Below are 13,865 nucleotides of genomic sequence, written 5' to 3'. Positions count from 1 at the left end.
GCCGACCCATGGTCGGCGAGCGCAGCGGGCCGTTGGCGGACACATCACGGTAGCGCCGACCCATGGTCGAGCGCAGCGGGCCGTTGGCGGAGCCGTTCCGCCGAGCACCGCTCGGCGCTACGTGATCCAGGCCAAGGTCGCCATGCGCCCCGTGCGGCGGTCGCGGCGGTGCGAGAACAGGCCCGGGTCGGCCATCGTCGAGTACGTGCCGCCATGGATGTCAGCCGCTCCTACCCCCGCCGCCTGCAGACGCATCCTCGCCAACGCGTACAGATCCACTTTCCAGTGCCCCGGACGCGTCGCCACGAAGGCCGCCGTTGCGGCAGGGTCATGGCCCACGAATGCATGGTGGACCTCTTCGCCGATCTCATAATCGGCCGGTCCGGCCGCCGGCCCCAGCCAGGCCAGCAGCCCGGACGGCGGTGTCTGCATTGCCGCCACGGTCGCTTCCAGCATGCCATCTGCCAGCCCCCGCCAGCCTGCATGCGCGGCCCCCACCTCGCTGCCATCGCGTGCGGCCAGCACCACCGGCAGGCAGTCTGCGGTCAGGATCGCCAGCACCACGCCGGGCACCGAGGTCACCGCCGCATCGGCCACCGGCTCACTCGCACCGGCCACCGGCGCCGCGTCGAACCGCAGCACGGTGGTGCCATGCACCTGGCGCAGCCAGTGCGCGGGCGAAGGCAAGGCCAGGCCGGCGTGCAGCAGCGCGCGGTTGCGCTCCACGTGCGCCGGCTGGTCGCCATCGGCGGCATGCCGATTGCCCAGGTTGAACTGGTCGAATGGCGGCAACGACACCCCCGCCCCATGCCGCCGCGTGGTCAGCGCGCGCACTCCGGCCGGGGCAGGCCACTGCGGCATCAGCAGGGGCAGCGCGCCGTCCATCAGCGGCGGTCGCGACCGCGCTCGCGCTCGGCGAACAGCTCGCTGTCTTCGCGCAGGGCTTTCAACAGCTGCAGCATGTCGGCCGGCGCCGGCGCGGTGTTGCGCACCGTCTCGCCGGTGATCGGGTGCACGAACTCCAGCGTTTCGGCATGCAGGGCCTGGCGCTTGAAGCCACGCAGCGCGGCGACCAGTTCATCGCTGGCGCCCTTCGGCAGTTTCAGCGCCCCGCCGTACAACTGATCCCCGACGATCGCGTGGCGCAGGTGCGCCATGTGCACGCGGATCTGGTGGGTACGGCCGGTTTCCAGCCGGCATTCCAGCGCGGTGTGCGCGCGGAAGCGCTCGCGCAGGCGGTAGTGGGTGATCGCTTCCTTGCCGTCTTCGCGCACGCCCATCTTCAGACGGTCGCGCGGATGCCGGTCGATCGGCGCATCGGCGGTGCCGCCCGCTACCAGCGCACCCACCACCACGGCCAGGTACTGGCGATGCACCTGGCGTGCGGACAACTGCTCCACCAGCGCAGTCTGCGCCTGGATGGTGCGGGCGATCACCATGACACCGCTGGTGTCCTTGTCCAGCCGGTGCACGATGCCCGCGCGCGGCAATGCTGACACCGATGGATCGCGGAACAGCAGCGCGTTGACCAGGGTGCCGCTGGAATTGCCGGCGCCCGGGTGCACCACCAGGCCCACCGGCTTGTTGATCACCAGCAGGTGTTCGTCTTCGAACAGCACGTCCAGCGGGATGTCTTCCGGCTCGGCGTGGGTCTGGGTTTCCAGCACCGCATTGAGCGTGGCGACCTCGCCCCCGCGCACCGGGTCACGGCCGCGCACGGTCACCCCGTCCAGCAGTACATCGCCGGATTTGATCCATTCGGTCAGCTTGGAGCGGGAGTACTCGGGGAACAGTTCGGCCAGCACCGCGTCGAAACGACGGCCGGCGGCGGTATCGGGGACAACGGCCTGGCGGGCCTGTTCAGCAGCAGATTCGGACATGGCGGCAACTTTTGGAGACGAAATTGGGGGTCCCGTGGACAGGTTTCAGTCGCGGGACAGGACACTAGGCTATCATCGACCCTTCGTATTCCAGCCGCGTCCCGCCTTGACACCATGATCCGACGCTCTTCCCCGCTCTTTGCGCCCGTCCGCCTGACCGCCCTGCTGCTGGTCCTGGTGATCGCCGCCACTGGTTGCAACCGTGGCACCAAGGGGGACAACCCCGATGAAGGCCAGCCGGTCGAGACGTTGTACCAGAAGGCCCACGGCCTGATGGAAGGCGGCAACTGGAGCGGCGCGGAAACCAGCTTCCGCCGTCTGGTGGCCCAGTATCCGTACGGCCCCTACACCGAACAGGCGATGATCGAAACGGCCTACGCCCAGTTCAAGGCCGGCAAGCACGACGATGCGGTCTCCAGCATCGACCGCTTCATCCGGACCTACCCGACCCATCGCAACGTGGCCTACCTGTACTACCTGCGCGGCTTGTCCAACAGCAACCGCGATACGGTTTTCCTGCGTCGCGTATGGTCGCTGGACGCCAGCCGCCGCGACCTGTCCACGCCGCGCCAGGCCTATGCCGATTTCAACATCGTCATCGACCGCTACCCGAACAGCCGCTACGCCGAAGACGCGCGCCGCCGCATGACCGAGCTGCGTGACGTGTTCGCCCAGCACGAGCTGGACAACGCGCTGTATTACCTGCGCCGTGAAGCGTGGCTGTCGGCCGCTGGCCGCGCCAACTATCTGCTGGAAACCTACCCGCAGAGTGCCTATCAGTACGATGCGGTGGCGGTGCTGGCCGAGGCCTACACCCGCGCCGGCAATGAAACCCTGGCCGGCGATGCCCGTCGTGTGCTGGAGCTCAACGCCCCGGACCACCCGTGGCTGCAGAACGACTGGCCGAATTACCCGTGGATGATCCGCAAGCTGAACCCGTTCGCGGGTGAGAAGTCGGCCACCACCGGCATGCGCAATGCGACGATGAACCGCAAGTAATTCCACGCAGCATCTGGTTCACACATGAAAGCCCCGCAGTCGCACTGCGGGGCTTTTTTGTGGGTAAAAGGGCGATCAGTCGGTCGCGCGGCTCCCTTCGCGTGGCGGGATGCGCGCATTGATGTGCTCCACCATCAGGCCGATGACATGCCGACGCTGGTGCGCCGTGATCGGCAGGTCAGGATCATGCGGGAAGTTACGGCCCCGCCATTGGTCAAGCTCTGCATCGAGATCCATCGGGTAGTGCTCGGGCTTGGCGTTTATCACTTCCTGCCCGATCTTCCCCAGCAACGCACCCAGCTGAAGCCCGGCGGCCTTGGCCTGCCAGTCGAATCGCTCCATCGTGCTGGCCCCCACCACTTCGCCGCTGTCACTGTCGCGCAGCACCTGCAGCACGCTGGCCACGGTCAGCGGGACAGTGATTGCCTTCATGTCCAGCCCGGTGCGATCGGTGAACTCGATTTCCAGACCCTGCATCGCCTCCTGGTAGACCAGCGCATGGGTGAACTCGGGATGGATATCCTTACGCAGCTGATCCAGCGAACGATAGCTCGCCGTAGGCAGGGGCCCGGGCTCAAACGAAGCGGCCAGTCTCCTGCCCGCCTTCGGGATCACATCGGTCGCAGAGCGCAGCAACGCATCGATGCACCAGGCATCGTCACCCTCGGTGCAGGTATCGGCGGCCAGCTCCAACAGGCACAGCGCCGTACTCCGCTCATTCGGCAGGCCGCGCGAGGAAACACGGTGCAGGCAGTTCTCGAACCCGATTTCCAACTCCGCGAAGCCGATCGGGGCATCACGCAACTGAGGTTCCACGCCGAAGGGCGCCATCCAGTGCCCGCCCTGGTTGCAGATATCGGATATAGGCAGATCCATCAATCTGTGGGTATCAGAAGCCAGGCTGGCGCGCTGCTTAGGGGAGTGCTGCAGTCCAGCCACGGCGCCCAGGCCGGCCACGATCATCTCGGCAAGTCTCATTCCTGACGCTCCTTACGGGGAAGAGATCCCAAGATAGTCAGCGTTGATCCGTCTTGGGCGATGGCAGTCACAACTCTGATCCCGTCGCGATGCGGATGCAGCAAATCTGCAAGCCTCGTCGTATCGACCGGGACCGGCAGTGACGGCCGCTCCTCGGCGCGTGGTTCCTACACGCCGACACGCGCCTGGATATCATCGACAACCGCTTCTTCGAACGCTGCGTCCGCCGCTTCGGAACCGTCGCCCGCATGGATCCGATGCTGGCCCTGCACGAACGTCTGCAGATTCTTGACCCGGCCTGATTGGTAGAACTGAGCGGCATTCGCGCGCCGCAGGTCCACGCGCAACGGAGGGTGGAGCATGCCGCTGCTGCAGGCTTCATCGCGCAGCACGGCCTGCAGGTCCGCGCGGATGAACACTCCCGGCTCGCCGACGCCATTGTTGTCCACGCGTTCACGCAGGTTGCAGCGGCCGATGATGCCTGCGGCATCTTCTGCGACCCGCCGTCGGACGGGAGGCAGGTGCATCGCCAGCTGCGCGGCGTCGTGGACATTGACTGCTGCCGTGTTCGCCGTCGGCAACGTGACGGCCCGGTGCATGCCTCGCTCGACCAGCGACAGGTACCGGGCAGTTTCCGAACCTACATCCGGCTCCTCGCGGGCCATCTCACGGAAGACACCGGGCTGGAACCCCTCGCCCGTTGCCTGGTTGAATGCCACCTGGCCAAGGCAATGCGCTTCGGTGTCCCGGACATCAAGCCCGATTACATGGCGTGCACGACCGCACTCGGCGATCATGCTGCCTATCTGCCGGCCGGCGTACTCCCAATCATTGTCCGCCCCGGCAGTGAGTCCTGCGCTGGGCAAGGCCTCTTGGCCGGGACGGGCAGCTGCATAGGGAGCGGCGGCGACCGAGCGCAGGCAGGCCAGCACCCCGGCCACCCGCGTGAGTGTGGCGCCCGGCTGGCGCAGCACCGCTTTCAATCCGCACGTGGTTGCCCCAATGGCGCTGTTGGCAAGCTGCAGCACGCGCCCTGCAATCGTCGTGGGGCCGATCAGCGGCGCTGCAGTGGGAGGGGCGCGTCTGGACTGCGGCGTGCACACTGCACCGCGTGAAGGCAGGGTCGGTTCCAGCGCCATCGTGATGCCCTCCTCGAGATTGGAGCCCCCACGCTATCGGCTCCCCTCCGTCCCCTCCATGCAGGTTCCGCTCAGATGGCCAGGGTCAGCTCTGGTATCCGTTGGTGATCGGATAGCGTCGCTCCCGCCCGAATGCACGGCGCGAGACCTTCGGACCTGGCGCGGCCTGGTGGCGCTTCCATTCGCTGATGCGCACCAGCCGCAGCACACGCTCCACCACCTCGGTGGCGTAACCGGCGGCGATGATTTCCTCGCGCGATTGTTCCTGGTCGACGAAGCGGTACAGGATGCCGTCCAGCACGTCGTAGGCCGGCAGCGAATCCTGGTCGGTCTGGTTCTCGCGCAGTTCGGCCGACGGCGGCCGGCTGATCACCGCCGGCGGAATGACCGGTGCGCCGCCCACGGTATTGCGCCACTTGGCCAGCCCGAACACCTCGGTCTTGTACAGGTCCTTCAGCGGTGCGTATCCGCCGCACATGTCACCGTAGATGGTCGCGTAACCCACCGCGTACTCGCTCTTGTTGCCCGTGGTCAGCAGCAGGCCACCGAACTTGTTGGCCAGCGCCATCAGGATCACCCCGCGGCTGCGGCTCTGCAGGTTTTCTTCGGTGATGTCCGGCGTGGTGCCTTCGAACATCGGCCCGAGCGCCTCCATCAGGCCCTTGAACGCGGGCTCGATGGAGATTTCTTCCAGCTTCACGCCAAGCGCCTCGCACTGTTCGCTGGCCAGGTCGTTGGACAGTCCGGCGGTGTAACGCGAGGGCAGCCGCACGGCGGTCACGTTCTCCGCGCCCAGTGCATCCACGGCCATCGCCAGCACCAGCGCCGAATCGATGCCACCGGACAAGCCCAGCCAGACTTTCTGGAACCCGTTCTTGCTGCAGTAGTCCTGCAGGCCGCGGGTGACCGCGCGCCATGCCAGCGCGTCCATGCTCTCATCGCCGTCGTCCATCCACTGCAGCGGCATGAAGCGCCGGGCTTGGCTTTCGTACTCCACCACCAGCCACTGCTCGGTGAAGGCCGCTGCGGCCGGGTGCACGGTGCCGTCGGCGTCGGCCACCACCGATGCGCCATCGAACACCAGCGCGTCCTGGCCGCCGACCACGTTGAGGTAGGCGATGGCGGCCCCGCTTTCGCGCGTCCGCGCGGCCAGCACGGCATCGCGCTGCGCATGCTTGCCACGCTCGTAGGGCGAGGCATTGGGGACCACGACCAGCTGCGCGCCATTGCGCACGGTATCGGCCAGCGGCTCGGCGAACCACAGGTCCTCGCAGATCAGTACGCCTACCGGCACGCCGTTGACGTCGAACACGCAGCTCGGGCCGTCCGGGTCGATATCGAAGTAACGTCGCTCGTCGAACACCGCATAGTTGGGCAGCTCGCGCTTGCGGTAGGTTTTTTCCACGATGCCATCGCGCAGCACGCTGGCCGCGTTGTAGACCACCGCCCCGGCCGGTTCGGGCCAGCCGACCACGGCGGTGATGCCGGTACAGGCCAGCGCGATGCGCTGCATGGCCTTTTCGCAATGCTGCAGGAAACCCGGCCGCAGCAGCAGGTCTTCCGGCGGATAGCCGCTGACGGCCAGTTCCGGGAACAGCACCAGGTCGGCGCCGTGGTCCTCGCGCGCCTGCTCGATCATCTCGATGATCCGGTCGGTATTGGCGGCGACTGCGCCGACCGGGAAATCAAACTGCGCCATCGCGATGCGGATCGAAGCCATTAGGGATTCCAGCCTGTGGTTGCCATGCCGCCATTGTAGCGCCGCGCCCAAACGCAGAAAGCCGCCCGGAGGCGGCTTTCTGTTTGCTCCTGCAGCCGCCGCGCATGGCGCGGCGCTGCAGAACCGCATCGGCCGGGGCCGGCTGCGGTCTTATTTCACCAGCTTGGCGATGGCAGCGCCGAGGTCGCCCGGCGAACGGACGGTGACAACACCGGCCGCTTCCATGGCGGCGAACTTGCCTTCCGCGGTGCCCTTGCCGCCCGATGCGATCGCACCGGCATGGCCCATGCGCTTGCCGGCCGGAGCCGAAGCACCGGCGATGAAACCGACGACCGGCTTCTTCACGAACTGCTTGATGTATTCGGCACCGGCTTCTTCGGCGTCACCGCCGATTTCGCCGACCATGATGATGCCTTCAGTCTGCGGATCTTCGTTGAACAGCTTCAGGCAGTCGACGAAGTTCAGGCCGTTGATCGGGTCACCACCGATGCCGATGCAGGTCGACTGGCCCAGGCCCACTTCCGTGGTCTGCTTGACCGCTTCATAGGTCAGCGTGCCCGAACGGGACACGATGCCGATCTTGCCCGGCTTGTGGATGTGGCCCGGCATGATGCCGATCTTGCATTCGCCCGGAGTGATGACGCCCGGGCAGTTCGGCCCGATCAGCACGGTGTCCGCATGGGCGCGGGTCAGCACGTTCTTCACGCGCAGCATGTCCAGCACCGGGATGCCTTCAGTGATGCACACGATGACCTTGATGCCGGCAGCAGCGGCTTCCAGGATCGCATCAGCGGCATACGGCGGCGGCACGTAGATGACCGAAGCATTGGCGCCGGTGCTCTGCACGGCGTCGGCCACGGTGTTGAAGACCGGCAGGTCGATGTGGGTGGTGCCGCCCTTGCCGGGGGTCACGCCGCCAACAACCTGGGTGCCGTACTCGATCATCTGAGTGGCGTGGAAGGTGCCCTGCTGGCCGGTGAAGCCCTGCACGATCACCTTGGTGTTCTTGTTGATCAAAACTGACATTGGATTTCCTTCGGTGTCGGATCAGGCGGCGTTCTTGACAGCTTCAACGACCTTCTTGGCGCCGTCGTTGATGTTGTCAGCCGGGATGATGGCCATGCCGCTGTCACGCAGCAGCTGCTTGCCTTCTTCCACGTTGGTGCCTTCCAGGCGCACCACGACCGGAACCTTGACGCCCACTTCCTTGACCGCGGCGATGATGCCCTCGGCGATCATGTCGCAGCGGACGATGCCGCCGAAGATGTTGACGAAGATGCCTTCGACCTTGTCCGAGGACAGGATCAGCTTGAACGCTTCGATGACGCGCTGCTTGTTGGCACCGCCGCCCACGTCCAGGAAGTTCGCCGGCTCGCCGCCGTTGAGCTTGATCACGTCCATGGTGGCCATGGCCAGGCCTGCGCCATTGACCATGCAACCGATGTTGCCGTCCATGGTGACGTAGTTGATGTCCAGCTCCGAAGCGGTCACTTCGGTTTCGTCTTCCTGGGTCTTGTCGCGCATCGCAACCAGCGCCTTCTGACGGAACGCGGCGTTGTCATCGCTGTCGAACTTGCCGTCCAGCGCGTACAGGTTGCCATCGTCCAGGATCGCCAGCGGGTTGATTTCAACCAGCGCCAGGTCCTTTTCGTTGAACAGCTTGTACAGGTTGACCATGATGCTGGCGAACTGGCCAGCCTGCTTGGCGGTCAGGCCGAGCTTGAAGCCGAAATCACGGCCGTGGTAACCCTGCACGCCTTCAACGAAGTCGACGTTGAGCGAATGGATCAGCTCCGGGGTTTCAGCAGCGACCTGCTCGATTTCCACGCCGCCTTCCGAAGAAGCAATGTAGGTGATGGTCTTGGTGCCGCGGTCGACGAGGACCGACAGGTACAGTTCCTTGACGATCTCACCGGCGGTGGTCACCAGCACCAGGTTGACCGGCAGCTCGACGCCGGCGGTCTGGTAGGTGGCCATCTTGGTGCCAAGCATCTTGGCCGCAGCGGCCTTCACCTCGTCGGTGGTCTTGCAGAACTTGACGCCGCCTGCCTTGCCGCGACCGCCAGCATGGATCTGCGCCTTGACCATCCAGGGGCCCTGGCCCAGCGAGGTCGCTGCTGCGACTGCTTCGTCCGGGGTAGCCGCGACCTTGCCGGCCGGGACGGGAATGCCGTACTCGGCAAGCAGCTGTTTTGACTGGTATTCGTGGAAATTCATGCGTCACCGTGGGAATAGGAACGACCGCACGCATCTCCTCCAAGGCTCCCTCACGGGCACCGGCACGGACCGCGGCGGGCCCGCTATTGTGGCTGACCCCGGCGCGTGGCGCAAAGACAGCGGGATGACACGCCGCCTGGCGCCGGATTTTTCTGGTTTTTCAGTTATTTGTGGCTGGCCTCCTGGATTGCCCTGACGCCATCCAGGCCACGGGCGGGCGTTCGTTGCGCAGTGATCGGCCGGCCGGGCCCCCATCCATGCCTATACTGCACGCAAGCCAGAAGGGGAGTTTTGGCGTGGCACCGACCACATCCTTGATCGACCGCATCGAGTCCATTCCTCGACGCGAACTGTATTTCTTTGCCCTGTACCGGCTGCTGATCGCCACCGCGATCGCCGGGCTGATGTTCAGCCCGATGGCCGACCTGCTGGGGCAGGCCGAGCACCCCGAACTGGCCGCTTACGTGTCCGGCGGCTACTGGCTTTTTTCGGTGCTGATGCTGCTGCTGGGGCGCAGCGAACGCTGGCTGCGGCAGTTCGTGCTGGTCGGCGTCAGCCTGGACATCGTCGCCGCTTCGCTGCTGGCCCATGCCCTGCCCGGGGCCAGCGCCGGCATCTCGATGTCGCTGCTGTTCAACATCGCCGCCGCCGCGACGATGCTGCCGTTTCCGATGGCCCTCGGGCTGGCAGTGGGGGCCAGCGTCGCCACCGTCGCCGAGTACCTGTGGAAGCTGCTGGAAGGCGGCGCCCCCACCCGTACGCTGGCCGAACTGGCGATGTTCACCACCAGCTACCTGGCGCTGGCGTTCATCAGCTCGCAGGTCGCCCACCGTGCCCGCCGCAGCCAGCAGCTGGCCAACCAGCGCGGCGACGAAGTGGCCAACCTGTACCAGATCAATGAACTGATCATCCGCCGCATGCGCACCGGGGTGATGGTGGTGGACGGCCAGAACCGCATCACGCTGGTCAACGAAGCCGCATCGGCGCTGCTCGGCGATCACGAAGGCGGCAGCGGCGGTGAGCGGCCGGGCCTGACCCGCACAGCGCCTGAACTGGCACGCAGGCTGCATCGCTGGCGCACCGGCGGTAACCAGGAAGAGACCCCGCTGATGCTGTCCCCGGACCAGCCCGAAGTCCAGCCGCGGTTCGCCCGCCTGTTGGCCGGCAGCGATCTCACTCTGGTGTTCCTGGATGACTCTACCGTGGTATCCAAGCGGGCCGAATCGCTGACGCTGTCCGCGCTGGGCCGGTTCTCGGCCAGCCTGGCGCATGAAATCCGCAATCCGCTGGCGGCGATCAACTACGCGGTGCAGCTGCTGGAAGAAGAAGACGGCAATTTCAGCGAAGGCGACCGCCGCCTGCTGCAGATCATCCACCAGCAGTGCCAGCGCACCAACGGCATCGTCGAAAGCGTGCTGGGACTTGCCCGCCGCGAGCGTGCCAATCCGGAGAACGTGGACCTGGCCGCGCTGATCCGGCGCTTCGTGCTGGAGTACAAGCAGGGCCTGTCGCTGGAAACGGACAGCGTGGAATCGATCATCTCCGAAACCTCGGTCGCCGCGATGGTCGATCCGCGCCACCTGCACCAGGTGCTGACCGCGCTGGTCCACAACGCGTTGAAATATGGCCGCATCGGCGAACAACCGGCGCGCGTACGGCTGCGCCTGGCACGGCTGGAAGGCAGCCCGGTGATCGACGTGATGGACCGCGGCCCCGGCATTCCCGACGCTGTCGCCGCGCAGTTGTTCAATCCCTTCTTCACCACGTCCGAGCACGGCACCGGGCTGGGTTTGTACATCGCCCGCGAGCTGTGCCGCGCCAACCAGGCACGTCTGGAATACGTGCCCGTGCCCGCAGGCGGCGCCTGTTTCCGCATCATCCTGTCCGCCCCGCATACCTTGGCGTCAGGATGACGGCCTGCACCATGCGTCAAACATTTGTCGGTATCGCCCCCCTCCGCTATCTTCTCAACCATGAACGAAACCCGTAGCGCACTGGTCGTCGATGACGAGCGCGACATCCGCGAACTGCTGGTGCTGACCCTGGGCCGGATGGGCCTGCGCATCAACACCGCCGCCAATCTCGCCGAAGCACGCGAGCTGCTGGCCAGCAATCCGTACGATCTCTGCATCACCGACATGCGGCTGCCCGATGGCAACGGCATCGAACTGGTCACCGAGATCGCCCAGCACTATCCGCGCACCCCGGTGGCGATGATCACCGCCTTCGGCAGCATGGACCTGGCCGTGGAAGCGCTGAAGGCCGGCGCGTTCGATTTCGTCAGCAAGCCGGTGGACATTTCGGTGCTGCGCGGACTGGTCAAGCACGCGCTGGAACTCAACAACACCGAACGCCCACCCGCGGTCGCCCCGGCCGAACAGCAAGGACGCCTGCTCGGCGGCTCACCGGCGATGGACGCCCTGCGCAGCACGCTGGGCAAGGTCGCGCGCAGCCAGGCACCGGTGTACATCCTGGGCGAATCCGGGGTGGGCAAGGAACTGGTCGCGCGCACCATCCACGAGCAGGGCGCGCGCGCGGCCGGCCCGTTCATCCCGGTCAACTGCGGTGCCATTCCGTCGGAGCTGATGGAAAGCGAGTTCTTCGGCCACAAGAAGGGCAGCTTCACCGGCGCCCACGCCGACAAACCCGGCCTGTTCCAGGCCGCGCATGGCGGCACCCTGTTCCTGGATGAAGTGGCCGAACTACCGCTGCAGATGCAGGTGAAACTGCTGCGCGCCATCCAGGAAAAATCGGTGCGTCCGGTGGGTGCTTCCGCGGAAATCGCGGTGGACGTGCGCATCCTGTCGGCCACCCACAAGGACTTGTCCGAGCTGGTGGACGAAGGCCGCTTCCGGCACGACCTGTACTACCGCATCAACGTGATCGAACTGCGCGTTCCGCCGCTGCGCGAGCGCCATGAAGACCTGCCCGAACTGGCCGCTGCGATCCTGGCACGCCTGGCACGCACCCACGGCTGCGCGGTACCGCTGCTGGCGCCGTCGGCGCTGGAAGCACTCGCTGTGTACGGTTTCCCCGGCAACGTGCGCGAACTTGAAAACATCCTGGAGCGGGCCCTGGCGCTGGCCGAGGGAGACACCATCGGCGCAGCTGACCTGCGCCTGCCGCAGCCGAATGGTCGCAACGGTGGAAGCGCCGCCGCGCCGCCGGTGGAAGCGGTGGTCGACCTGCCGGCAGGCAATGCCGCCCTGCCCTCCTACATCGAACAGATGGAGCGCACCGCGATCCAGCGCGCGCTGGAAGAGAACCGCTGGAACAAGACCCGCACCGCCGCGCAGTTGGGCATCACCTTCCGCGCGCTGCGCTACAAGCTGAAGAAGCTCGGGATGGAATGAGGGTAGTGACGACCGCTGGTCGTCACGGTTCCGGATTGACGGCCAGCGGCCGTCATTACCGTCCTTCGTACTGCACCTCGCTGACCTGTTCCAGCCACGTCACCGGGCTGCCATCCACCGTCTCGGCGATCGCGATGTGGGTCAGTGCAACGTCCTGGCGTGCCCCGTGCCAGTGCTTCACCCCCGGTGGAATCCACACCACATCGCCGGTCCGCAATGCCTGCCGTGGCTTGCCCCACTCCTGCACCCATCCCGTGCCGGCGGTGACGATCAACGTCTGCCCCAATGGATGGGTGTGCCAAGCGGTGCGGGCACCGGGTTCGAAGGTCACCGTCGCCCCGCCCACGCGTGCGGGCTCGCTGCCCTGGAACGGCGCATCGATGCGTACCGTGCCGGTGAAATAGTCGGCAGGACCGGCTGCCGAAGGCTTGCTGCCGGGCGCGCTGACGGTGATGACGGAGGGTTCGGCGGTAGGCGTGACCACGGCCATCATGGCGCTGAGTAGCAGGGACATCGCGATCTCCTCGTTGCGTGTAGAGGGTCAGCGTACGCCACGCTCCTGCGGATATTGCATCGCTCTGCGCGGATGCATCCAGAAACACCGCTCATCAATCCATTGCCGTGCGCAATGCGCAAGGCCATGATGCAGGCCATGCGCCGTGAAAACCTCAACGACCTGCAGGCCTTCGTCCACGTTGCCCGCGAAGGCAGTTTCACCCGCGCCGCCGCGCAGCTGGGGGTCTCCCAGTCCGCGCTCAGCCACACCCTGCGGGCATTGGAACAGCGGCTCGGGGTGCGCCTGCTGACCCGCACCACGCGCAGCGTATCCACCACCGAGGCCGGCCAGCGGCTGCTGGAAACCCTGTCCCCGCGCCTGGCGGAGATCGAAGACGAGCTGGCCGCGCTGGCCGAGTACCGCGACCGGCCGGCCGGCACGATCCGCATCAGCGCCGCCGGCCATGCCGCCGAACATGTAGTCTGGCCACGGCTGGAACGCGTGCTGCAACAGTATCCGGACCTGAAGGTGGAGCTGACCGTGGATTACGGGCTGGCCGACATCGTCGCCCAGCGCCACGACATCGGCATCCGCCTGGGCGACCAGGTGGCCCGGGACATGATCGCCGTGCCGATCAGTCCGCCATTGCGCATGTGCGTGGTGGGCTCGCCGGCCTACTTCCGCCACCACGTCATCCCGACGCACCCGCAGCAGCTGGCCGCGCACAACTGCATCAACCTGCGCCTGCCCACCCACGGCGGGCTGATGCCGTGGGAGTTCGCCCGTGATGGCGAGGAACTCAACCTCCGCGTCAGCGGCCAGTGGACCTTCAACAACAGTGGGCTGATGCTGCGTGCCGCACTGGCTGAAGGCGGCCTGGCGTGGCTGCCATGCGACCTGGCCCAGCAGGCGGTGGACGCCGGCCGGCTGCTGTCGGTGCTGGAAGACTGGTGCCCGGAATTCGAGGGCTACTACGCCTACTATCCCTCACGCCGCCAGGCCTCGGTCGCCCTGCGCATAATCCTGGACGCGCTGCGCGGAGCGCGGCACCCTGATTGACGGTCAGCGGCCGTCACTACCGGC

The 13,865-nt window shown here is 66.3% G+C and carries 12 protein-coding genes; 4 read left to right on the top strand and 8 right to left on the bottom strand.

Features of this window, described 5'->3' with window-relative positions; all coding sequences use genetic code 11:
- Window positions 1-117: 117 nt before the first annotated feature.
- A complete protein-coding gene (gene pgeF, locus SOM47_RS07995; protein ID WP_042613439.1) occupies window positions 118-885 on the bottom strand; it encodes a peptidoglycan editing factor PgeF in 768 nt (255 codons plus the stop codon).
- Window positions 885-1,880: a 23S rRNA pseudouridine(1911/1915/1917) synthase RluD gene (gene rluD / locus SOM47_RS07990; protein ID WP_042613438.1), complete on the bottom strand. Its 996-nt coding sequence runs from the start codon at window positions 1,878-1,880 to the stop codon at window positions 885-887. The genes pgeF and rluD overlap by 1 nt, the downstream gene beginning before the upstream one ends.
- Before the next feature lie 114 nt (window positions 1,881-1,994).
- On the opposite strand from rluD, the gene bamD reads away from it, so the two are divergent.
- Window positions 1,995-2,879, top strand: coding sequence for an outer membrane protein assembly factor BamD (bamD, locus tag SOM47_RS07985; RefSeq protein ID WP_042613437.1), 885 nt, complete (start codon window positions 1,995-1,997; stop codon window positions 2,877-2,879).
- Window positions 2,880-2,954: 75 nt separating this feature from the next.
- Here bamD and SOM47_RS07980 read toward each other — a convergent pair whose 3' ends face one another.
- The 5 genes from SOM47_RS07980 to sucC all read right to left on the bottom strand — a co-directional run bounded on the left by SOM47_RS07980 (window position 2,955) and on the right by sucC (window position 8,933).
- A complete protein-coding gene (locus SOM47_RS07980; protein ID WP_192084052.1) occupies window positions 2,955-3,857 on the bottom strand; it encodes a hypothetical protein in 903 nt (300 codons plus the stop codon).
- Window positions 3,858-4,024: 167 nt separating this feature from the next.
- On the bottom strand, window positions 4,025-4,996 hold the full coding sequence (locus SOM47_RS07975) for a hypothetical protein (protein WP_320505276.1): 972 nt from the start codon (window positions 4,994-4,996) through the stop codon (window positions 4,025-4,027).
- An 85-nt stretch (window positions 4,997-5,081) separates the two neighbouring features.
- The gene (locus SOM47_RS07970; protein WP_320505275.1) at window positions 5,082-6,716 is read right to left on the bottom strand and encodes an NAD+ synthase; all 1,635 of its coding nucleotides are present in this window, start codon (window positions 6,714-6,716) and stop codon (window positions 5,082-5,084) included.
- Window positions 6,717-6,866: 150 nt separating this feature from the next.
- Window positions 6,867-7,742: a succinate--CoA ligase subunit alpha gene (gene sucD / locus SOM47_RS07965; RefSeq protein ID WP_042613433.1), complete on the bottom strand. Its 876-nt coding sequence runs from the start codon at window positions 7,740-7,742 to the stop codon at window positions 6,867-6,869.
- Between the two features lie 21 nt (window positions 7,743-7,763).
- On the bottom strand, window positions 7,764-8,933 hold the full coding sequence (gene sucC / locus SOM47_RS07960; RefSeq protein ID WP_042613432.1) for an ADP-forming succinate--CoA ligase subunit beta: 1,170 nt from the start codon (window positions 8,931-8,933) through the stop codon (window positions 7,764-7,766).
- A 296-nt stretch (window positions 8,934-9,229) separates the two neighbouring features.
- On the opposite strand from sucC, the gene SOM47_RS07955 reads away from it, so the two are divergent.
- Together SOM47_RS07955 and SOM47_RS07950 are read left to right on the top strand one after the other, a co-directional pair.
- Window positions 9,230-10,846, top strand: coding sequence for a sensor histidine kinase (locus SOM47_RS07955; protein ID WP_080335116.1), 1,617 nt, complete (start codon window positions 9,230-9,232; stop codon window positions 10,844-10,846).
- Window positions 10,847-10,906: 60 nt separating this feature from the next.
- On the top strand, window positions 10,907-12,286 hold the full coding sequence (locus tag SOM47_RS07950) for a sigma-54-dependent transcriptional regulator (RefSeq protein WP_042613430.1): 1,380 nt from the start codon (window positions 10,907-10,909) through the stop codon (window positions 12,284-12,286).
- A 55-nt stretch (window positions 12,287-12,341) separates the two neighbouring features.
- On the opposite strand, the gene SOM47_RS07945 is transcribed toward SOM47_RS07950, so the two are convergent.
- Window positions 12,342-12,800 carry a (R)-mandelonitrile lyase gene (locus SOM47_RS07945; RefSeq protein WP_042613429.1) on the bottom strand — a complete coding sequence of 153 codons (459 nt, stop codon included), beginning with the start codon at window positions 12,798-12,800 and terminating at the stop codon, window positions 12,342-12,344.
- A gap of 138 nt (window positions 12,801-12,938) precedes the next feature.
- Between SOM47_RS07945 and SOM47_RS07940 the strand changes: the two genes are divergently transcribed.
- Window positions 12,939-13,841: a LysR family transcriptional regulator gene (locus SOM47_RS07940; RefSeq protein WP_042613473.1), complete on the top strand. Its 903-nt coding sequence runs from the start codon at window positions 12,939-12,941 to the stop codon at window positions 13,839-13,841.
- The last annotated feature ends 24 nt before the right edge of the window (window positions 13,842-13,865 follow it).

Origin of the sequence: Stenotrophomonas sp. CFBP8980, assembly GCF_034046095.1 — a bacterium.
Classification (GTDB): domain Bacteria; phylum Pseudomonadota; class Gammaproteobacteria; order Xanthomonadales; family Xanthomonadaceae; genus Stenotrophomonas; species Stenotrophomonas lacuserhaii.
Note: the sequence above shows the minus strand (reverse complement) of the source record. Positions and strands in the feature narration are given on the sequence as shown.

What these genes read in the sequence shown, in the direction of transcription:
- pgeF (WP_042613439.1), bottom strand. Translation starts at nt 885, where the DNA reads ATGGACGGCGCGCTGCCCCTGCTGATGCCGCAGTGGCCTGCCCCGGCC.
- SOM47_RS07940 (WP_042613473.1), top strand. Translation starts at nt 12,939, where the DNA reads ATGCGCCGTGAAAACCTCAACGACCTGCAGGCCTTCGTCCACGTTGCC.
- sucD (WP_042613433.1), bottom strand. Translation starts at nt 7,742, where the DNA reads ATGTCAGTTTTGATCAACAAGAACACCAAGGTGATCGTGCAGGGCTTC.
- rluD (WP_042613438.1), bottom strand. Translation starts at nt 1,880, where the DNA reads ATGTCCGAATCTGCTGCTGAACAGGCCCGCCAGGCCGTTGTCCCCGAT.
- SOM47_RS07970 (WP_320505275.1), bottom strand. Translation starts at nt 6,716, where the DNA reads ATGGCTTCGATCCGCATCGCGATGGCGCAGTTTGATTTCCCGGTCGGC.
- SOM47_RS07980 (WP_192084052.1), bottom strand. Translation starts at nt 3,857, where the DNA reads ATGAGACTTGCCGAGATGATCGTGGCCGGCCTGGGCGCCGTGGCTGGA.
- bamD (WP_042613437.1), top strand. Translation starts at nt 1,995, where the DNA reads ATGATCCGACGCTCTTCCCCGCTCTTTGCGCCCGTCCGCCTGACCGCC.
- SOM47_RS07950 (WP_042613430.1), top strand. Translation starts at nt 10,907, where the DNA reads ATGAACGAAACCCGTAGCGCACTGGTCGTCGATGACGAGCGCGACATC.
- SOM47_RS07975 (WP_320505276.1), bottom strand. Translation starts at nt 4,996, where the DNA reads ATGGCGCTGGAACCGACCCTGCCTTCACGCGGTGCAGTGTGCACGCCG.
- sucC (WP_042613432.1), bottom strand. Translation starts at nt 8,933, where the DNA reads ATGAATTTCCACGAATACCAGTCAAAACAGCTGCTTGCCGAGTACGGC.
- SOM47_RS07945 (WP_042613429.1), bottom strand. Translation starts at nt 12,800, where the DNA reads ATGTCCCTGCTACTCAGCGCCATGATGGCCGTGGTCACGCCTACCGCC.